Raw genomic sequence first — 19,765 nt, 5'->3', positions numbered from 1 at the left:
CCGTTACGCCGGCTGCCTCCGGGGAGTTCGGCAGACGCGTCACCACGACCCGGCCGCCGGCCCGGTCACACCCCGGTTACCGTGGAACCCGACGAGGTCACACGACGGAGCGACGAGCAGAAGGAAGTGTCTGGAGTGGACTTGCAGTGGCGCCCGGCCAACGAGGTCGAGACCGGCATGCTGGCCGCGCTGGAGGAGGGCGACAGCCGGCGCTACGCCCAGCTGCTGCGCGAGGCCCCGCTGTACGTGCCGGCCGCGCCGGAGCCCGGCGGCCCGTGGCCGCAGAGCCTGCCCTTGCCTGAGGGCAACCACGTTCTCGTCTTCACCTCCGAGGAGTCGCTGGACTGGGCTCTCGGCGGGGTGGTGGACAGCTGGCGGGAGACCGGCATCGCTGCCCTGCAGGAGGTCCATCCCGGCGATGCCCAGCTCGTGGTGAACCCGGGCGCGCCGATCGGCGTGTACCTGGTGCTCGGGGAGGTCGAGGACCTGGCCGAGGGTCGGCAGGAACTGCTCCCGGTCGAGGAGGTCCAGAACGCGATGGTCGACGAGGTGCTGTCCGAGGTTCGCCGGCTGGCGCTGGCGGATCTGGGCGGCGATGCGGAGGCCGTCGCCGCGCTCCAGCCGGCCAACGAGCTGGAGGAGCGGCTGCGCGAGGCGGTGACCGAGCTGGACTTCGACGCGTTCCTGCTCGCCCTGATCGGATCGGATGTGGTGCTGCCCGTCACCGAACCGGTCGGCGACCCCTCGCTGATCGAGGACGACGGCTTCCCCTGGCGGACTGTCGGCGACGACGAAATACCCGTGGTGCCGTTGTTCAGCTCCGAGCGGGTGCTGGACACCGTCGCCCCCGGCGACGGTCCCCGTGTCACCGTGTCCTTTCTGGACGTTCTGCTGAACTGGCCGACCGAGGACCACGTGCTGTGCTTCAACCCGGGCACGAGCATCGAGCTGACCCTGCCTGGCAGCAGTGTGCCGGAACTGGTGACGGCGATCGCCGAAGCCTCGGCCGCCGGTGGTCTCATCAGCGGGCAGACCGGCGACAGCAACGCGCCGGAGGCCTGACGCCGCACACGGGACGCCGGCCGTGGGCCCAGCCCTGAGGTCGCGCCCACGGCCGACAGTTCTCCGCGGGCGATCGAGGCGGCCTGCGCGGTGCACCTGGAATGCAGGTGCACCGGCCCGGTGATGCCGGTGGCGCACGTAGCCGCATCCGGCATGACGGCTCAGCCGGTGCCGCGCACGGCCTCCAGCAGGTCGTCCAGTGTCAGCGTGCGCAGGTCGTCCCGCGAGGGCCGGTGACCCAGCGACCGCAGCCGCGTGGACTGGGCCTTGCGCATCCGCTCCAGCAGCTTGCGAGCCTCGCGCGCGTTGCCGAAGTTCTGGTCGCGCTCCATCTGCGTGAACCACTCCAGCAGCGCCAGGTCGAGGTCCTCGCCGAGGAGGTAGTCGTCGTTGCGCGTCATGTGCAGGCTGATCGAGACGAGCTCTTCGGGGCTGTAGTTCTCGAACTCCAGCGTCTTGCCGAACCGTGATGCGAGACCGGGGTTGGCGTCGAGGAACTTCCCCATCTCGTCGGTGTAGCCGGCGACGATCACCGCGACCTCGTCACGGTGGTCCTCCATCAGTTTCACCAGCGTGTCGATGGCTTCCTGACCGAAGTCGGCGCCGCTGCCGCTGGAGCGGGACAGGGTGTACGCCTCGTCGATGAAGAGGACGCCACCGCGCGCCTCCTCGAACACCGATGCGGCCTTTTCCGCGGTGTGCCCGATGTACTGGCCGACCAGGTCGCGCCGGGACACCTCCTTGAACCGGCCGTTCGGCAGGATCCCCAGCGCCTTGAGGAGCTGACCGTAGATCCGCGCCACCGTCGTCTTACCGGTACCGGGCGCGCCCGCGAACACCAGGTGGTTGCTGACCGTGCCGACGGACAGGCCCTCACTGCGGCGCCATTCGTTTACCTGGATCTCGTCGATCAGGCCGCGCACCTCGGATTTGACACCGCGCAGCCCGATCATCCGGTCCAGCTCGCCGAGCAGCTTGTCGACGCTGTCCAGGTCCTGGTGGTTGCCGCTGGTCGCGACCGCACCCACCGGCACCTGGGCACGGGACGGGTCGCCCTCGCGGACCTCGGTGCGGGCACCGTCGGCGAGGTGGATGCCCGGCACGGCGGTGTTCTCCACCCGGCAGTCCTCGATCACGCCGCCGCACCCGCGGCCGACGCTGATCCCCACGCCCTGCGTGTCGTGCACCCAGCAGGTGCTGATGGTGGGTGAGCTCTGGTCGGCCACGGCGATCCCGGCGTCGCCGGTCTGGGAGATGTCGCACCGGTCGAGCGTGGAATCGCCGGCCTGGTACATGTACACGCCGCGGAACCCGCACCCGGCGATGGTGCAGTGCCGCACCTTCACCCGGGAACCGAGCCGGACGATCAGGCCGTCGTCCGCGATCTCGCGGATCTCGCACCGGTCGATGACGCCGTCGGACTCCTCGACGACGATCCCGTACTGCCCACCGGTGACGTGGGTGTTGCGCACCTCGATCTGCTGTGCGCCCGCGACGTCGATCCCCGGTGCGAACCGGGCCGTCGCCGTGCACTCCACGATCTTCACCTGACCGCCGCGCACGCGGACGGCAGCGCGCTCCTCGGCGGTGAAGGTGAGCCCGATCAGCTCGACGCGGGCGTCGGTGACGGACACGACCGGCTGGTCCGGGAACGGCGAGCTGATCGTGACGGTGCCGGCTTCGCGGGCGGACAGCGTCACGTGCTGCCGTGTGATCGTGATCGGCTCGGGGTAGTCACCCGGGGCGATCGAGATGACCGAACCCTCGTCGGCGGCTTCGAGCGCGTCGCGGATGGTGGGCAGGGCGCCGCGCTGATCGGGGGCGACGAAGAGGGTGCGTGGCATGGCTTCCGTGGTTCGGACGACTAGGGTCTGCTGGACAAAAGGTACCGCAGAAAGGCAAGGGCGCGTGGAACCTTCGTGGCAGCCGAGCAATGACTTGGAGCACGCACTGCAGGCGGCGATCGACGCGGGTGACACGCGGCGGTACGCCCAACTGGTTCTGGACGGGTCTTTCTACGTCCCGGTCCTGCCCGCTCCCGGGACGGCCGAACACGAGCAGGTGACGCGTCCACTCGGGCTGGGTGAGCGGGACCTGATGGTCTTCACCTCCGCCGAGGCACTCGGCCGGTTCCTCGGGCCGTACGCGCGCGGGCACACCCGGGCCGCGTTCGCCGACCTGGACGCCGACCGGCTCCTCATCAACCCGGGTCTGCCGATCGGCGCGGACCTGCCGGTTCCGGCGGTCAGGGAACTGGCCGGGGGTGAACTGACCAGCGTGCCGTCGTCTGTGTTCCAGGAGGCGGTGCAGGACGAGCTGCGCACGCTGGTCCCGCTGCTGGTGCTCGACGAATTCGCGGGGGAGCGGGAACCGCGGACGGATCTGCCGCCGTCCAACACGCTGGAGAACGCACTCGCGGAGGCTGTCGCCACCGCTGACGACAAGGCATTTCTGGAGGCTCTGGTGCCCGCTGAGGTGGTGGTCCCGACGACGGGACCGGTGCCGGTCAACGACCGGCCTGGAATCCCGCCGCTGCCGTGGCGGCTCGCCGGTACCGACGAGCTCCCGGTGATCACCGCGTTCTCGTCGGTGGCGATGTGCGAGGAGGTCATGGGCAAGGACCACCATCACACCACCGATCTGATGTTCAACCTGTTCATCCGCTGGCCGGACGAACGGCACGTCCTCTGCTTCAACCCGGGGGCGGCCACCGAGGTGGTCCTGACCGGCCGTGCGGTGCTCGAGCTGGTCGATCTGATCGTGGCGGACCTGTCATCCGATGGGGGGACTCCCTAGCGCGCCCGGCCAGATTTCTGGTTGTTTCTCCAGCCGTGGCGCGGCGATGACCGTGCGGTGTGAAAGGTGATGACGAGCGTGTCCGAGACCTCGCCCCGCCTGGTGCGGTACCGGCTGCTGGGCCCGATCGAGGTGTCGGGTCCGGATGGGCCGGTGCGGCTCGGCGGGCCGAAGCAGCGGTCCGTGCTCGCGGTGCTGCTGCTCAACGCCGGGCGCGTGGTTCCGGACGAGCAGCTGGTCGCTCAGGTGTGGGGTGCCGCGCCGCCCGCGACCGTCCGCGGTCAGGTGCAGGTTTACATTTCCGAGCTGCGCAAGCTGATCGGCGCCCCGGTGATCACCCGGCGTTCGCCGGGTTACGTGATCGAGGTCGGGCCGGGTGAGCTGGACCTGCACGAGTTCGACGAGGCCGTGGGCCGGGCGCGCGACGACCTCGACGCGGGCCGGGTCGAGGACGCGGCACGGCGGCTGCGGGCGGCGCTGGACCTGTGGCAGGGTCCGGTGCTGGGCGGGGTCGCCCAGTCGTTGCTGGAGCGGGAAGGCCCGGCGCTCGCCGAGAAGCGGCTGAGCGCGCTGGAGGACTACTTCGACGCCGAGCTCGCTGCCGGGCGGCACCGGTCGGTGGTCACCGCGCTGCGGCAGGAGGCCGAGGACAACCCGTTCCGGGAACGCCTGCAGGCGCTGCTGATGCGGGCGCTGCACCGCTGCGGCCGGACACCGGAGGCGCTGGAGGTCTACACCGCGGTCCGGTCCCGGCTCGTCGAGGAACTCGGCGTGGAGCCCGGACCGTTGTTGCGTGAGACGCAGGTGCGGCTGTTGCGGGACGAGCCCGCGGACGGGCCGGTGCCGCGTCAGCTGCCGGGTGACGTGCCGCAGTTCGCCGGGCGGATGCGGGACCTCGCGCGGCTGGACGCCCTGCTGCCGCTGGGCGGTGGTGGTGGCCGGCCGTCGGCGTCGGTGGCGGTGGTCAGCGGCGGTGCCGGTGTCGGCAAGTCGGCCTTCGCGGTCCACTGGGCGCACCGGGTGCGGGACCGGTTCCCGGACGGGCAGTTGTACGTCAACCTGCGTGGCTTCGATCCGGGCGGGTGTGCGATGAGCGCGGCCGAGGCGGTGCGGAGGTTCCTGGACGCGCTTTCGGTTCCCGCGCAACGGATTCCGGTGAGCGTGGAGGCGCAGGTCAGCCTCTATCGCAGCCTGCTGGCCGACAAGCGGGTGCTCGTGGTGCTGGACAATGCCCGCGACGCCGACCAGGTGCGGCCGCTGCTGCCCGGCGCGCCCGGCAGCTTCACGGTGGTGACCAGCCGGAACCAGCTCGCGAGCCTGGTCGCGGTCGAGGGTGCCGCGCCGGTGAGCCTGGATCTGCTGTCCGGCGCGGAGGCCCGCGATCTCCTCGCGCGGCGGCTCGGCGGGGACCGGGTCGCGGCGGAGCCGGAGGCCGTCGCGCAGATCAACGCGTTGTGCGCGCGGTTGCCGCTGGCGCTGGCGATCGTCGCGGCACGGGCGGCGACCAACCCGGGGTTCACACTGGGGGAGGTGGCTGCCGAGTTGTCCGCGGCGCGCGGCGGGCTCGACGCGTTCGAAGGCGACGACGCGTCCTCGGACGTGCGTGCCGTGTTCTCCTGGTCGTACCACGCGATCAGCGACGACGCGGCGCGGCTGTTCCGGTTCCTGGGATTGCATCCGGGGCCGCACGTGACGGTCGAGGCGGCGGCCAGCCTGCTCGGGGTGCCGCGGGTGAAGCCGCTGCTGGCCGAGCTGATCCGCGCCCACCTGGTCACCGAGCGGGCGCCGGGTTGCTACGCCTTCCACGACCTGCTGCGCGCGTACGCCATCGAGCTGACGCAAGAGGAGGATCCGGAGCCGGAGCGGATCGCGGCGGTGCGGCGGATGCTCGATCATTACGTGCACACCGCGCACCTCGCGGTCGGGGCGCTGAGCCCGCAGCGCGATCCGCTCGCCCTGGAGCCGGTTTCCCCCGGGGTCACGGCCGAGGCGCCCACGGACGCGGCGGCGTGGTTCGCCGCCGAGCACCCGGTTCTGGTGGCGGTGATCGACCAGGCAGCCGCGACGGGGTTCGACACGCAGGCCTGGCAGCTGGCATGTGCCCTGAGTCACACGTTGATCCGGCAGGGCCGGCATTGGCTGGGCGAGCCACGGACGTACGAGGTGGCGCTGGAAGCGGCCACGCGGCTGGGGGATCCGGTTGCGCTGGCGCACAGTCACCGCGGCCTGGCGGTCATCCTGACGGCGCTCGGGCGGGACGCGGAGGCCCGGACGCAGCTGGACCGTGCGCTGCGGTTGTTCGAGGAGCTCGGGGATCTCGGCAACCAGGCGGATGTGCGGCAGGGGCTGACCTGGGTGTGTGACCGGCTCGGCGACTACGCGGAGACGTACCAGCACGCGTGGCGGGCACTGGAGTTGTTCCAGGCGGCCGGGAACCGGTTCGGTGAAGCCCTCGCGTTGAACAACCTGGGGTGGAGCTGCGTGCGGCTGGGTGATCACGAACAGGCCCTGGCGTACTGCAAGGAGTCCATCGCGCGGCAGGCGGAGCTGGGGAACCTGGTCGGCGAGGCGAACGCCTGGGACAGCGTGGGGTATGCGCAGCAGTCGCTGGGCAACCTCGACGAGGCGGCGCACTGTTATGACAAGGCCGTGGGGATGTACCGCAGGCACGGCAGCCGCTACTACGAGAGCCGATCGCTGAACCGCCTTGGCGATGTGGAGCGGGCGCGCGGCGACGTGGCGGCGGCGCGGCGCGCGTGGCGGGCCGCGGTGGAATTGCTGGAGGAGCTCGGGTCCCCCGACGCCGGCGAGATCCGCGCGAAGCTGGATGGCGTGGTGCCGGAGCGGCGTTCGTAGGCGGCCGCCCGAGACCGGTCGAGGGCACGATGCCTGCCGGCCCGTCGGCGGAGCTGGGTCCGCCGGTGGGCCTGTCCTGGATCCGGTGACCGCCAGGTGCCCGTCCTGTCCGCGGGGCCGTGATCACGTGGTTGTGCGGTGGCGCCCTGCACCTTGTGCGCGAGCGGTTCTCTCATCTGCCGATGACTGGACCACTGGTGCTGAGCCGCACGACCGGCCCCTCCACGGCAGGAGACCACTGGCTTGGACCACGGTGCGCAATCCGTTCAGCGCCACGTCACCGGCACTCTCGCGATCGCACCACGGCCCGCCGGCGGTGCACCATTGGCCCACCGGTGAACGCGCCGCCGGCCCGCCCGCGTGCGGTCCGCACGGCACCGCCGCGCCATCAGCTCCGCGGTGCGGCCACCAGGGCCGCCATCTCCCGGTAACCTCGCAGTGGACCACTGCCCCCGCAAGCACTCAGGGTAATCGCTCGTCACCCAGTGCGTGGAGTGATCGCCTTCTCCTGGAACTGATTCCGGCCAGCGGCGCAGCGACCCCGCTCCTTCGAAGCGTTTTCAAAGCGAAGTCTGTAACTCTGTCGAGGTACCGCGGGAACGGCTGGGCGCGTCGGTGCGTCCTAGCTGCGAACGACGAGATCGGGGCGGTGAACGGATGAGCGACGGTTCGCGGAGCCGCTTGGGGGTGCTGGTTCAGGGTTTCCGGCGACGTGCGGGTCTCACTCAGCGCGAGGTTGCCGACCTGGCGGGGTTGAGCGTGGCCGGCTTGCGTGACGTCGAGCAGGGACGTGTCACACGGCCGCGTGCGTCCACGTTGCGAAAACTGGGCGAGGTGCTCGGTCTCTCCCGGGTGGAACTCGGGAATTTGCTCGGCGCCGCCGGCAGCGAGAATCCGGCCGCCGCCGGCCTGCGGGTCGAGGTGCTCGGGCCGCTGCGCGTCCTGGCCGAGGGGGACCTCGTCGACCCGGGTTCGGAGACCCAGCGCACCCTCCTCGCGCTCCTGGCGCTGTCCCCGAACGTGCCCGTCGGCCGGGATACGCTCGTTGAGGCCGTCTGGGGCGACCAGTCCGAGCACGGCACGGTCGACCTCCTCCAGTCCCGGATCTCGCGCCTGCGCCGGCGCCTGCACGGAGATTCCGAAAACGGTTTCATCATCTCCACCCGCGGCGGCTACCAGCTCAAGGTCGCCGACGGGCAGCACGACCTGCTCCTCTTCCGTCAGCTCGTCGCGCGCGCCCGGAGCGCCCGCGAGGAGGGCGAACTCGCCGAGTCGTGCGGGCTGTTCGCGGAAGCGGTGGGCCTGTGGCGGGGCGAACCGCTGGAGGGCCTGAGCGCGCTGGAGTCGCATCCGATCGTCGTCGCGCTCGTGCGGGAGTACCGCGCGGTCGTCGTCGAGTACGCCGGTGCCGCCAGTGATCTCGGGCGCTACCAGGAGGTTCTGCCACTCCTCCAGCGCGTTGCCGAAGCCGACCCGCTGCACGAAGCCGTGCACGCGCGGCTCATGATCGCCCTCGCCGGCAGCGGGCAGCAGGCCGCCGCGCTCGACGTGTTCGATACCCTGCGCCGCCGGCTGGCCGCCGAACTCGGCGCCGACCCAGGGCCCGAGCTCGCCACGGCTTACCAGCGTGTGCTGCGCCAGGAGGTCGCGCGCCCCGAGTTCGCACCGGTCAGCGCCCACCGCCAGCTCCCGCTCGACACCGCCGACTTCAGCGGCCGCGAGCGTGAACTGGCCACGTTGCGCGACGGCCTGCGCGCGATCGACGGCGGCACCGCGGTCGGCATCGCGCTGATCGAGGGTATGGCGGGTGTCGGCAAGACCCGGCTCGCCGTGCACGTCGCGCACCGGCTGCTCGCGGAGGGGCGGTATGGCGACTGCCAGCTCTACGTCGACCTGCGCGGGCACTCCGACCAGCCGCCGGCCGATCCGGCCGCGGTGCTCGCGTCGTTCCTGCGCCTGCTCGGTGTGCCGGGCGACCAGGTCCCGCCGAGCCTGGACGAGCGCGCCTCGCTCTACCGCGACCGCGTCTACGGGCGGAACGTGCTGGTACTGCTGGACAACGCGGCCAGCGAGGACCAGATCCTGCCTCTGCTGCCGGCCGGCCCGACGAACCTCGTTCTCGTCACCAGCCGCCGTGCGCTCGCCCTCGATGGTGCCCGCACGCTGCCGTTGGACGTGTTCACCCCGGCCGAGGCACGGGAACTGCTGGTGCGCGTCGTCGGCGCGAAGCGGGTGGAGTGCGAACCGGAGGCCGCGTACCGGGTCGGCGAGTTGTGCGGCTGGCTGCCGATGGCGGTTGCGCTCGCGGCCCGCCGCCTGCAGTCCCGTCCCATGTGGACACTCAGTGATCTCGCCGCGCGGCTGGCCGAAGCCGGTGACCGCATTGACGAGCTGGCCGCGGGCAGCCGCCGGCTGGGGGCGGTGTTCGAACTGTCCTACCAGGCCCTCGCGCCGGAGGCGCAGCGCCTGTTCCGGTTGCTGGGCCTGCATCCCGGCGCGGACTTCACCCCTGAATCGGTCGGTGCGCTCGCCGGGATGACCCCGCCGCGGGCGCGCTGGCTGCTCGACCGGCTCGTCGACGAGAACCTCGTCACCGTCGTCACCCGCGACCGGTACGGGCTGCACAACCTGCTTGCGGAGTACGCACGGGGCTTGGCCCGTGATCACGAGCCGGAGGCGGGCCGTCGTGCCGCGATCACCCGCGTCCTCGACTTCTACCTGCACACCGCCGCCCGCGCGACGCAGCTGATCTACCCGGTCAAGGGCCTCCGGCTCGCCGGCGTCGCCCCGGCGCACGGCCCCGCGCTGCCCGACCGCGAGTCCGCGAAGCGCTGGCTGGAAGCCGAGCGGCCGTGCCTCATCGCGGCGGTGAGCCTGGCCGCCGAGCAGGGCTGGCCCACCCACGCGTGGCAGCTGACCCGGTGCCTGCGCGCATACCTGTGCCTGTACGGCTACAGCCACGACCACGACTGGGTCCACACGCACGAGGCCGCGCTGGCCGCCGCGAGCGCCGCGCAGGACAAGTTCGGCGAGGCGCACACCCGCTCCGACCTCGCGCGCGCCTACCTGCACCACGGCCGCGCGGCCGACGCGCGTGAGCAGTTCCTGCGCGCGATCGACCTGCACCGCCGGAACGGCGAACGCGAATTGGAAGCCACGTCCCTGTCCGAGCTGGGTGTGCTGTACCACCGCCTTGGCGAATTCTCCGAAGCGCTGCGGCTGTTCCGCACGGCCCACCCGCTCTGCGCGGGGGACCAGAGGCTGGAAGGCGCCCTCGCGGCCAATCTCGGCGCCACGCTGACCACCCTCGGCCGGCTCGATGAGGCCGTCGATCAGCACCGGCGCGCGCTGGTGCTGTCCCGCCAGGCCGGCGATCCGGACGCGGAGATCGGCGCGCTGGCCGACCTCGGCGACATCTGGCGGCGGCTGGGCCGGCATCGTGAGGCGCTCGAGCACATCCGGGACGCCGTCAGCCTGGCCGAGGCGCACGGACTGGTGCCGCGCGTCGCCTACGCCCGCCACCGGCTCGGCAACATCTACCGGCAGACCGGGCGGTTCGACGACGCGCTGAGCAACCTCAACGAGGCGTTGTGCCTCGTCCGCGCCGTCAGCGGGCCGGCCACCGAGAGCGAGGTGCTCGTCGACTTCGGCGGGGTGCACCGCGACATCGGTGACCTGCTCACCGCCGCCGACCTCGCCGAGGCGGGACTGCGGGCGGCGATCAACCGCGGCGAGCGGTACCAGCAGGCGCGGGCGCTCAACGAACTGGCCGAACTGCACCGCTGCGCCGCGCGCGCGGCCCTCGCCCAGGACTACTGGCGCCGCGCCTACGCGCTGTTCGCCGAGCTGGGTACGCCGGAGGCGGCCGAGTTGCGCGACGTCACCGGTGACCGCGGCCGGGCTGTCCACGTCGCCTAGCGGCGCGCGGCGGCCTTCCTCCTGGTGTCGGTGGCAGGTCGATCCGGCGGCGCCGGTGCACCGCGCGGGATTCAGCGGTAAACCACCAGCGCGCCCCGGCGTTTGCGCAGCGTGATGTCCGGCGGAACGCTCCGCAGCTCACCGTCCAGCGCGAGGTGGAGCCGGCCGGCGGGGGCGCGGACGGTCAGCTGGGGCGCGGCGGGCCGGTCCTGGTAGGGCGTGCACCAGCGCAGGGTGCCGGTGAGCGCGGCGAGGACGACCCGCGTGCGGGCCCACGGACGCTCCGCGTCGACGGTGCGGATGTCGAGCAGGCCGTCGTCCAGGCTGCGGCGGTAGGTCGGGGCGAACCCGCGCGGACGGTACGCCCCGTTGCCCGCGAAGATCATCCACACGCTGCGTGGTTCGCCGTTCACCACGAGGTCCTGGGGGTTCGCGCGGCGCAGCACGTGCACCAGGCCGACCAGCATCGCGGGCCACTTGCCGATCCGCTTCTCCCACTTCTCGCGGTACCGCACGAGGTCGGTGTAGAGCCCGGTGCTGCAGGTGTTGACGAAGACCTCGCCGTCGACGCTGCCGAGGTCGATGCGCACCGCGCTGCCCCGGCGCACGGCCGTGATCGCGTCGTCCGGCGTCTCCACGCCGAGGTCGCGGGCGAAGTGGTTGAGGGTGCCCGCCGGGAGGACGAGGAGCGGGACGTCGTGGTCGGCGGCGGTGCGCGCGGCGACGTTGATGGTGCCGTCGCCGCCGGCGACACCCAGGACACGGCAGGTGCGGGCCGCTTCGGTGAGCGCGTCGGCCAGGTCCTCGCCGTCGCCGAGTTCCACGATCTTCGCCTGCGGGAGTTCGGCCCGGACGCGGTCGAGAACGGCGGCGTTGGCGCTTCCCGCGGACGGGTTGACGACCAGGACGAGGCCGTCGCCGGTGGGCAGCGCGGGTGCCGGATGCGCTTCGGCCCGCGCGGGGCCGGCGGGGGTGCGCGGCCACCAGGACAGCGTGACCGCGGCCGCGGTCAGCCCGAGGCCCAGGCCGCCGAGCACGTCGGACGGGTAGTGGGCGCCGGTGACGACGCGCGAGGCCGCTACTCCGGCGGCCAGGGCGCCCACCGGTGCGGCGAGAGCGGGCCACTCGAGCGCGACGCCCGTGGCGAACGCCGCGGCGGAGGCGGAATGCCCGGACGGGAAAGACGTGGTCCACGGCGCCCGCCGCAGTTGCCGGATCGGCGGGATGGACCCGGTCGACGGGCGGGTGCGGCGAACGACACGTTTGCTCAGCCCGTTGGCGGTCGCACTGGCGATGCCCAGCGCGAGCATCCCGCGCAGCGCGGCGCGCCGCGCCCGGCGGTTCCGCGTCGCGGCGAGGGTGCCGCTGACCGCCCACCACAGCCCGCCGTAGTTGGCTGCCCGGCCCAGGCGCGGCAGCACCCGGTCCAGGAGAACGGAATCGGTCGCCGCTACGCGGGCGAACAGTCGTCGGTCCGCACGGGACACCCATCGGCGCATGGGCGCCAGTCTAAGCGGAGCGTGGGTAGCGGGCAGGGAATCGCCGCGATCGCCCAGCTCATCCTGGCGCAGCCCTTGCCTGCGGCGCCGTGGCGGAGTACACCGGGACTATGACAACCGTCATAACCCTCCGGGAGCTGGACGGCACCGCCGCCGAAGACGTGCGGAGCGTGGTCCTCGCCTGCTCGCCGGGTACCTTGCGGCGCCGGTTCTTCCTGCCGGGCCGGCCGGATCCGGCGGACGTGCTCGGGCGGTACCGGCGCTATCTCCTCGCCGGGCCGCCGGACGGCGTGGCACTCGCCGCGATCGACGGCCGGACGACGGTGGGACTGCTGAACCTGGTGGCCGGTGAAGCGCGCGTCGCGGAGCTCGGCATCATGGTGGCCGACCCGTGGCAGCGGCAGGGCATCGCGACGGGGCTGGCCGGATGGCTGCGTGCCTCCGGGCGCTGGGCGGGGTGGACGGTGCGGGCGGTGACGCAAGTGGACAATGCGGCGGCCAGGGCGTTGTTGCGGCGGCAGGGTTTCCGTGTCCGGCACGGCCCGCAGCACGGTGAGTACGAATACGAACTGACGATGCCGGGGCCGGAGGTGGCATGAAGGCCAACCCGCGTGATCGCATGGTGTACAGCGCGGCACAGCTCATCCGTACCCAGGGGGTGAGCGGGACCGGGATGCGGGAGGTCGTCGAGCACGCGTCGGCGCCGCGGGGTTCCCTCCAGCACTACTTCCCCGGCGGCAAGGACCAGCTCGTCCGGGAAGCGCTTGCCTGGTCCGGCCAGTTCGCGGCGTCGCGGGTGAAACGGTACGCCGCGGCCGCGCCCACGCCGGGCGGCCTCTTCGCGGGGATGGTGGCGCAGTGGCGCGACCAGTTCCGCGACGAAGGCTACGCGGCAGGCTGCCCGCTGGTCGCGACGACGGCCGACGTGGTGGCGGGCAACGAGGATCTGCGCCGCGCGGTGCGGGAGGGGTTCGAGACCTGGTTGCGGCCGGTCGAGGAGAGCCTGCGGGACATGGGGGTGCCGCCGGAGCGCTCCCGGTCGCTGGCGGTGGTGATGATCAGCGCACTCGAGGGTGCGATCGTGATGGCCCGGGTGCAGGAGGACCCCGCCCCGCTGGACGCCGTGGTGGCCGAACTCGGGCCGGTTCTGGACGCCGCCCGCGCCTGACCGCGGCCGAGCCCGCTGGGAACCCGCAACGTGGGGAATCCCGGTACCGGAGCTCAGCCGGGATCAGCCATTGTGGACGAACCCCGGCACTGACGGGTGAAAAGCGGGTCGCGGGGATTGGCGCGAGCCGGGTAGGGGAACCACCATGGCGAGTATCCCGGGAGGAGGCTCACCGTGACTGAACGGGTGCGGGTACCCGAGGCGCGCGACGAACCGGGCGGGCCGGGTGGAGCGTTCCTGCTCGCGCGACCGCGATCGGGCCTCGTGGGGGAGACCCACCGCGTTGCGCACGTCTTCCCCTTGCCGGCCGGGCAGCAGCCCGGGCTGCTGGTGGCCTACTGCGGGTACTCCGGGCGGCCCGGGGAGCTGGATCTGCTGGATCGCCCGGCGGGCATGCCCTGCGAGCGCTGTCTGGTGATCGCGGCCCGCCGGGCCGGCGCCGAATCGATTCCGCACCCGCGCCGCGGCTGATCGCCCATAACGCGGTCGCGCGAGATCCGGCAGCGATGGTTCAGACCACTAGTGCAGCCGATCCGCCAGCACCCATCGTCGCGAGACGAGGTGCCGTGGCAGTCCACAATGTATCTGACCGTCAGATCTCAGTCCATTTCGGACGCTCTGTGCGAGGGTGACCTCGCCGCGCAGTGGCGCGCCGGTTCAGGTCTGGGCGGCGGCGAAGGCGAGCTTGTCCGGGTTGGCGATTGTGCGCACCGCGGCCAGCCCGTCCGCACCCGGCTCGGGCACCAGCACCGCGAACAGCGTCCCGCCCAGGTACACCGCCAGGCCCGGCTCACCGTTGATCCAGCGCAGCGCGAACTCGGCGCCCGCCGCCCGCGGGTCGCGGGCCAGACCGGCGAAGTAACGCGCGACCCGGTTGCGGCCGGTCACCGGGCGGCGGGCCGTGCCGACCTTGCCGCCACCGTCGGCCCAGGCCACCACGTCCTCGGCGAGCAGACGCTCCAGTCCGGCCACGTCGCCGGCCACGATCGCCGCGAGGAACTGCTCCACGAGGGCCCGGCGCTGCTCGGCGGTGGCGGTGAAGCGTGCGCGGCCCTCGGTGACGCGCTGCCGCGCCCGGCGGTAGAGCTGGCGGACGTGGGCCTCGTCCAGGTCGAGCACCTCGCCGATCTCGCGGTGGCTGTGGCCGAACGCCTCCCGCAGCACGAAGGCCGCCCGCTCCGGCGGGGTCAGGCGTTCCAGCAGCACGAGCAGCCCCAGCGACAGCGAATCCCGCTGTTCGGCGATCTCCAGCGGGCCGCGGTCGGTGAACACCGGCTCGGGCAGCCACGGGCCGGGGTAGACCTCCCGCCGGGCACGCGCGGACGTCAGCCGGTTCAAGCACAGGTTCGTGACGACCTTGGTCAGCCACGCCTCCGGCACCTCGACACCACTGGCCGCGTCCCACCTGAGGTAAGCCTCCTGGACGACGTCCTCGGCCTCGGTGGCCTCGCCGAGCAGGCGGTAGGCCAGCCCGAGCAGGCGCGGGCGGTTGGCTTCGAACCGGGTGAGCGGATCCACGCCCCCAGGGTGCCGGTTACTCGCCCTGCTGCGGGTCGAAATCGTCGTGCTCGTCCCCGGAGGAGGTGCCCTGTTCACCCCGGAGGAGCTGCTGTTCCTCCTGCGACGAGTCCCCGGCGCTGGGCAGCTCGTCGCGAGCGTCCTCGTCCTGCCCGCTCTTGCGTTCCATGGCCCGGGGCTACCCGGCGCCGGCACGCCGAAACGGATCAGGCCGGTGGTTCGGTGGTGCGGTAGATCGCACTCAGCCACACGTCGAGCAGCACGCCGACCACCTCCGGTTCGGGCACGGCCGGGCCGTCGCCGCCGAAGGTCGCGTACAGGACCCGCTCGTTCATCGAGTTCAGCGCGATCGCCAGGTCGCGCGCCGGCCGTCCGGGTGGGGCGGCGCCGCGGGCTCGCTCGGCCTCGATCGCGTCCGCGGTCCGGCTGACCCAGGTCTCCATCATGCCCGCCCACAGCTGCCGCACCTCGGCGTTGGTGTGGCGGGCCTCGGCGGCGGCGAGCGCGACGGCGCGGTGGGCGCGGAACGTGCTGAAGATGGCGTCCAGGCACTGCCGCCACCGCTGTGCCGCGGTGGGCGCGGGGCGGTCGAACACCACCGCGGACGCCCGCTCGGCCTCTTCGGTGACCCGGTCGAGCAGCGTGAGCAGCACCGCGTCCTTGGAGCGGAAGTAGAAGTAGAACGTCGGCCGGGAGATGCCGGCACCCCGGGCCAGGTCATCGGTGGAGATCTCGCTCAGCGGGCGCTCCGCCAGCAGCCGCTCGGCGGTGGCGAGGATCGCCAGCTCCCGCTCGTCCCCGCTGGGCCGCGGCGCGCGGCGGCCGCGGGCCGGGCGGCTGCGGACGGCGGGATCGGTGGCCATGGCCCCACCGTATCAGGCGGTCAACGCGGTGTCGGCGCTCTCGACAGGGTGTTGACCCGTTCGACACCCCGTTGGTACGTTGCGGTCGAGACGACGGGAGAAACGGGGAAGCGATGACGCGCGATCACGTCGACGTCCTGATCGTCGGTGCCGGCCTGTCCGGGATCGGCGCCGCCGCCCACCTGCGGGCGCAGTGCCCGGGGAAGACGTACGCGATCCTCGAGGCGCGCGGGGCCATCGGTGGCACCTGGGACCTCTTCCGCTACCCGGGCGTCCGCTCGGACTCGGACATGTTCACCCTCGGCTATTCGTTCGAGCCGTGGACCGACGCCAAGGCGATCGCCGACGGCGAGTCGATCCGCGAGTACGTGCGGACCACCGCGCGCGCACGGGGAATCGACCGCCACATCCGGTTCCACCACCGGGTGGTGCGGGCGGAGTGGTCGTCTGAGGAGGCGCGGTGGACGGTCGAGGCGGACCGCACCGACACGGGGGAACGCGTCCGGATCACGTGCGGCTTCCTCTTCGTCAACTCCGGCTACTACCGCTACGACCAGGGTTACGCGCCGGAGTTCCCCGGGCAGGACGAGTTCACCGGCACGGTCGTGCACCCGCAGCACTGGCCGGAGGACCTGGACTACTCCGGCCAACGTGTGGTCGTGATCGGCAGCGGGGCCACGGCGGTGACGCTGGTGCCCGCGATGACCGGCGACGCGGCGCACGTGACGATGGTGCAGCGCTCGCCGAGTTACGTGCTGTCGCTCTCGGCCACCGATCCGGTGGCGGACCGGCTGCGCGGGGTGCTGCCGGCCAAGGTCGCCTACCCGATCGTGCGGTGGAAGAACGTGCTGGCCGCGCTGTTGTTCTTCCAGCTCAGCCGCCGCAGCCCGCGCCTGGTGCGCAAGTTGCTGCGCAAGGGTGTGACCGCGCAACTGCCGCCGGACTTCGACGTCGACCGGCACTTCACCCCCCGCTACGACCCGTGGGACCAGCGGGTGTGCTTCGTGCCCGACGGCGACCTGTTCCGGGCGCTGCGCAGCGGCAAGGCGGACATCGTCACCGACACGATCGAGACGTTCACCGCGCGCGGCATCCGGCTGTCCTCGGGGCGGGAGCTCGCCGCCGACGTCATCGTCACCGCGACCGGACTGAACCTGCTGCCGCTCGGCGGCATCGACCTCGTGGTCGACGGCGAGCCGGTGGACGTCGGGCAGCGCCTGGCGTACAAGGGCATGATGCTCTCCGGTGTGCCGAACTACGCGTTCACCATCGGCTACACCAACGCGTCCTGGACGCTGAAGGCCGATCTCGTCGCGGGGTACGTGTGCCGGCTGCTCGGCCACCTCGACGCGCACGGCTACACCACCTGCACACCCGTGCCGCCGCCGTCGGTGACACCCGCCGAGCCGCTGATCGACCTCAAGTCCGGGTATGTGCTGCGCAGCATCGCGAAGCTGCCGAAGCAGGGCGCGGCCGCGCCGTGGCGGTTGTTCCAGAACTACCCGCGCGACGTGCTGCTGATGCGGCGCGGGTCCCTGGACGACGAGGCCATGCGGTTCTCCCGGGCGCCCCGGACGTCCGCGGAACGGGTGGCCTGATGCGCGACTACACCTTCGCCGGCGGGACCGCGGTCCTCACCGGGGCGGCGAGCGGGATCGGCGAAGCGCTGGCGCACGCGCTGGCCGCCCGCGGCTCGAACCTGGTGCTGCTGGACCGCGACGCCGAGCGGCTCACGGCGGTCGCCAGCGCGGTTGAGTCCACAGTGGATACCTCGGTGCACGTGGTGGACCTCGCCTCGGCGGCGGAGACCGCCGCGGCGGCCGAGCGCGTGCTGGCGGACCACCCACGGCCGACGCTGCTGATCAACAACGCCGGGGTCGCGCTGGGCGGCCGCTTCGACCAGCTGACGCTGGCGGAGTTCGGCTGGGTCCTCGACGTCAACTTCCGCGCCCCGGTGCAGCTGACGCACGCGCTGCTGCCCGCGCTCAAGGCCACGCCCGGCTCGCACATCGCCAACGTGTCCAGCGTGTTCGGCCTCATCGCGCCGCCCGGGCAGTCCGCGTACTCGGCGAGCAAGTTCGCGCTGCGCGGGTTCACCGAGTCGATCCGGCACGAACTGGCCGGGCAGGTCGGCGTGACCTCGGTGCACCCGGGTGGCATCCGGACCCGCATCGCGGAGTCGGCACGGGTGGGCAGCGGCGTACCGGGCGGGATGGACACCCGGCAGTGGGAGCGGGTGCTGCGGATCGCCCCGGCGAAGGCAGCGGCGGCCATCGTGGACGCGATCGAGCACCGCAGGCCGCGCGTGCTGATCGGGGCGAGCGCGAAGATCCCCGACCTGCTGGCGCGGCTGTTGCCCGGCGCGCAGAGCCGGATCCTGGGCCGGATGGGCTGACGTGGCCGCGCACCTGGGCGAGACGGACTACACGGACGTGCGCGGACGGCGGGCCCGCTACCGGGTGGCCGGCGACGGGCCGCCGGTCCTGCTGCTGCACGGCATCGGCCGCAGCCTGCACGACTGGGCCGAGCAGCAGGACCTGCTGGCCGGCGAGTACCGCACCTACAGCGTCGACCTGGCTGGTTCCGGGATGTCCGAGCCGTTGCCGGGCCGGCACACGCTCGAGGCGCTGGCGCGGTTCGCCGCGGATTTTCTCGACGCGGTGGGGGAGTCCCGGCCGGTGCACGTCGCCGGGAACTCGCTCGGCGGGGCCGTCGCGATGCGGCTGTCGCTCGACTTCCCGGAGCGGGTGCGCAGCCTGGTGCTGGTGAACAGCGCGGGATTCGGCCGCGAGGTGACGATCGCGCTGCGGCTGCTGGCGTTGCGGCCGCTGGGAAAGCTCCTGCTGCGCCCGAGCCGGGCCGGGGCGCTGCGTGCGGAACGCGCGTTGTTCGCCGACCACGCGCTGGCGACCGCGGACCGGGTGGAGTACGCGCTGGACCTCGCGCGGCAGCCGCACGCGGCGCGGGTGATGCTGGAGACCGCGCGCGGTCTGGGCGGGTTCCGGGGCGTGGCAGAGGAGTGGCGCCGCCCGCTGCTGGAGGCGGTGGCCGCCCGGCGGCTCCCCGCACTCGTCGTCTGGGGTGACCGCGATCTGATCCTGCCCGCCACCCACCTGGCCGCCGCCCGGCAGGCCCTGCCGCACGCGCAGACCCGGCTGTTCACCGGCACCGGGCACATGCCGCAGATCGAACGGGCCGAGGAGTTCCACGACCTGGTGACGGAATTCTGGGCGTCCTCGGCCGCGTAGCCGCTACGACCACGGGGTGACCGGCCGCGGTACTCGCTCCCCGTCGACCGTGACGTCCACGTGCTCGTCGAAGAAGGCCACGTATCCGGCGAGCTGCGCCGCGTCCGGCAACGGGTCCTCGTACGCCCAGGCGAGGTCCGGGTACGTCGTTCCAGCGGCTTCGGCCGAGAAGTACCGCGCCCGGCCCTTGTAGGCGCAGGCCGTTTGGCGGGTGGACACCCGCAGCCGGGAGAAGTCCACATCGGACGGCGGCAGGTACGACCGCGGCGGCAGCGACGTCTCGAACACCAGCAGTGGTGACCCGGTTTCGGCCAGCGTGACCCCGCCGACCTCGACCAGCACGTGCCGTGAACTGCGCCGCACGTCGACGCGGTGGAACGGGTCGCGTGGATGGGCCACGATCGGCTCGTCCTCCTCGCGCCACTGGTCGAACGCAGCGAAGTCGACGATGACGTAACCCGCGAGGTCCGGATCGTCCGGGCGGAACCCGGCGCCCTCGAGGGCCACGCCGCCCAGGGTCAGCGTCAGTGACGTGCCCGCGGCGGTGTGCGCGCCGAACCCGGTGCCCGGGGTCAGCACGTTCGTGCCGGCCCCGAGCGACACCGGGTGCCACGCGGCCTCGCCGGGCTCGGCGGGCGTCAGCGCGGCACGGATGTCCGGCTCCGGGAAGGCGTACTGCGGCACCACTCGCCGCGGCTCCCACACCAGGGCCGCGTGCCGGGAGTCGGCGAACACCGTCCCGCCCGCGAACGCCCGGACCCGCTTGTGCGTCGGTTCGAACCGCAGCTCGGACAGCTCCCGAGCCTGACGCAGGCTCAGTTGCAGCGCCATCCGCCC

At 72.6% G+C, this 19,765-nt stretch carries 16 protein-coding genes; 10 read left to right on the top strand and 6 right to left on the bottom strand.

What is annotated here, in order from left to right:
• Positions 1–126: 126 nt before the first annotated feature.
• Positions 127–1,062 (top strand): SseB family protein, encoded by a 936-nt coding sequence (locus FHX46_RS19915; protein ID WP_313886199.1) that lies wholly within the window; start codon positions 127–129, stop codon positions 1,060–1,062.
• Between the two features lie 161 nt (positions 1,063–1,223).
• On the opposite strand, the gene FHX46_RS19910 is transcribed toward FHX46_RS19915, so the two are convergent.
• Positions 1,224–2,906 carry a right-handed parallel beta-helix repeat-containing protein gene (locus FHX46_RS19910; protein ID WP_167117239.1) on the bottom strand — a complete coding sequence of 561 codons (1,683 nt, stop codon included), beginning with the start codon at positions 2,904–2,906 and terminating at the stop codon, positions 1,224–1,226.
• 94 nt (positions 2,907–3,000) lie between these two features.
• Between FHX46_RS19910 and FHX46_RS19905 the strand changes: the two genes are divergently transcribed.
• From FHX46_RS19905 to FHX46_RS19895, 3 genes are all read left to right on the top strand, one after another.
• The gene (locus tag FHX46_RS19905) at positions 3,001–3,858 is read left to right on the top strand and encodes an SseB family protein (RefSeq protein ID WP_167117236.1); all 858 of its coding nucleotides are present in this window, start codon (positions 3,001–3,003) and stop codon (positions 3,856–3,858) included.
• Positions 3,859–3,927: 69 nt separating this feature from the next.
• On the top strand, positions 3,928–6,714 hold the full coding sequence (locus FHX46_RS19900; RefSeq protein ID WP_167117233.1) for an AfsR/SARP family transcriptional regulator: 2,787 nt from the start codon (positions 3,928–3,930) through the stop codon (positions 6,712–6,714).
• Between the two features lie 657 nt (positions 6,715–7,371).
• Entirely contained in the window at positions 7,372–10,632 is a 3,261-nt protein-coding gene (locus tag FHX46_RS19895; protein WP_167117231.1) for a BTAD domain-containing putative transcriptional regulator, read from the top strand.
• Between the two features lie 71 nt (positions 10,633–10,703).
• Here the strand turns inward: FHX46_RS19895 and FHX46_RS19890 are convergent, their stop codons facing one another.
• Positions 10,704–12,131 (bottom strand): bifunctional phosphatase PAP2/diacylglycerol kinase family protein, encoded by a 1,428-nt coding sequence (locus tag FHX46_RS19890; protein WP_167117228.1) that lies wholly within the window; start codon positions 12,129–12,131, stop codon positions 10,704–10,706.
• 110 nt (positions 12,132–12,241) lie between these two features.
• Here FHX46_RS19890 and FHX46_RS19885 point away from each other — a divergent pair, with 110 nt between their 5' ends.
• The 3 genes from FHX46_RS19885 (at position 12,242) to FHX46_RS19875 (ending at position 13,770) form a co-directional block, all read left to right on the top strand.
• On the top strand, positions 12,242–12,730 hold the full coding sequence (locus FHX46_RS19885; protein WP_208400213.1) for a GNAT family N-acetyltransferase: 489 nt from the start codon (positions 12,242–12,244) through the stop codon (positions 12,728–12,730).
• Complete coding sequence (locus FHX46_RS19880; protein ID WP_167117225.1) at positions 12,727–13,299, top strand: TetR/AcrR family transcriptional regulator; 573 nt, start codon at positions 12,727–12,729, stop codon at positions 13,297–13,299. Before FHX46_RS19885 ends, FHX46_RS19880 begins: the two co-directional genes overlap by 4 nt.
• A 174-nt stretch (positions 13,300–13,473) precedes the next feature.
• Positions 13,474–13,770 (top strand): hypothetical protein, encoded by a 297-nt coding sequence (locus FHX46_RS19875; protein ID WP_313886198.1) that lies wholly within the window; start codon positions 13,474–13,476, stop codon positions 13,768–13,770.
• Between the two features lie 186 nt (positions 13,771–13,956).
• Here FHX46_RS19875 and sigJ read toward each other — a convergent pair whose 3' ends face one another.
• From sigJ to FHX46_RS19860, 3 genes are read right to left on the bottom strand one after another with little or no spacing between them, the layout of a single operon-like run.
• On the bottom strand, positions 13,957–14,817 hold the full coding sequence (gene sigJ, locus FHX46_RS19870) for an RNA polymerase sigma factor SigJ (protein ID WP_167117222.1): 861 nt from the start codon (positions 14,815–14,817) through the stop codon (positions 13,957–13,959).
• A gap of 16 nt (positions 14,818–14,833) precedes the next feature.
• Entirely contained in the window at positions 14,834–14,986 is a 153-nt protein-coding gene (locus FHX46_RS19865) for a hypothetical protein (RefSeq protein ID WP_167117219.1), read from the bottom strand.
• Positions 14,987–15,023: 37 nt separating this feature from the next.
• Positions 15,024–15,680, bottom strand: a complete 657-nt coding sequence (locus FHX46_RS19860; protein WP_167117216.1) for a TetR/AcrR family transcriptional regulator — start codon at positions 15,678–15,680, stop codon at positions 15,024–15,026.
• Between the two features lie 113 nt (positions 15,681–15,793).
• On the opposite strand from FHX46_RS19860, the gene FHX46_RS19855 reads away from it, so the two are divergent.
• From FHX46_RS19855 to FHX46_RS19845, 3 genes are read left to right on the top strand one after another with little or no spacing between them, the layout of a single operon-like run.
• Positions 15,794–17,278 carry a flavin-containing monooxygenase gene (locus FHX46_RS19855; RefSeq protein WP_167117213.1) on the top strand — a complete coding sequence of 495 codons (1,485 nt, stop codon included), beginning with the start codon at positions 15,794–15,796 and terminating at the stop codon, positions 17,276–17,278.
• Entirely contained in the window at positions 17,278–18,075 is a 798-nt protein-coding gene (locus FHX46_RS19850) for an SDR family NAD(P)-dependent oxidoreductase (protein ID WP_167117211.1), read from the top strand. Before FHX46_RS19855 ends, FHX46_RS19850 begins: the two co-directional genes overlap by 1 nt.
• Position 18,076: 1 nt before the next feature.
• On the top strand, positions 18,077–18,928 hold the full coding sequence (locus FHX46_RS19845) for an alpha/beta fold hydrolase (RefSeq protein ID WP_167117208.1): 852 nt from the start codon (positions 18,077–18,079) through the stop codon (positions 18,926–18,928).
• Positions 18,929–18,931: 3 nt separating this feature from the next.
• On the opposite strand, the gene FHX46_RS19840 is transcribed toward FHX46_RS19845, so the two are convergent.
• Positions 18,932–19,759, bottom strand: coding sequence for a DUF427 domain-containing protein (locus tag FHX46_RS19840; RefSeq protein ID WP_167117205.1), 828 nt, complete (start codon positions 19,757–19,759; stop codon positions 18,932–18,934).
• Positions 19,760–19,765 lie beyond the last annotated feature (6 nt).

The sequence above is a fragment of the Amycolatopsis viridis genome, from assembly GCF_011758765.1.
GTDB lineage: Bacteria > Actinomycetota > Actinomycetes > Mycobacteriales > Pseudonocardiaceae > Amycolatopsis_E > Amycolatopsis_E viridis.
Note: the sequence above shows the minus strand (reverse complement) of the source record. Positions and strands in the feature narration are given on the sequence as shown.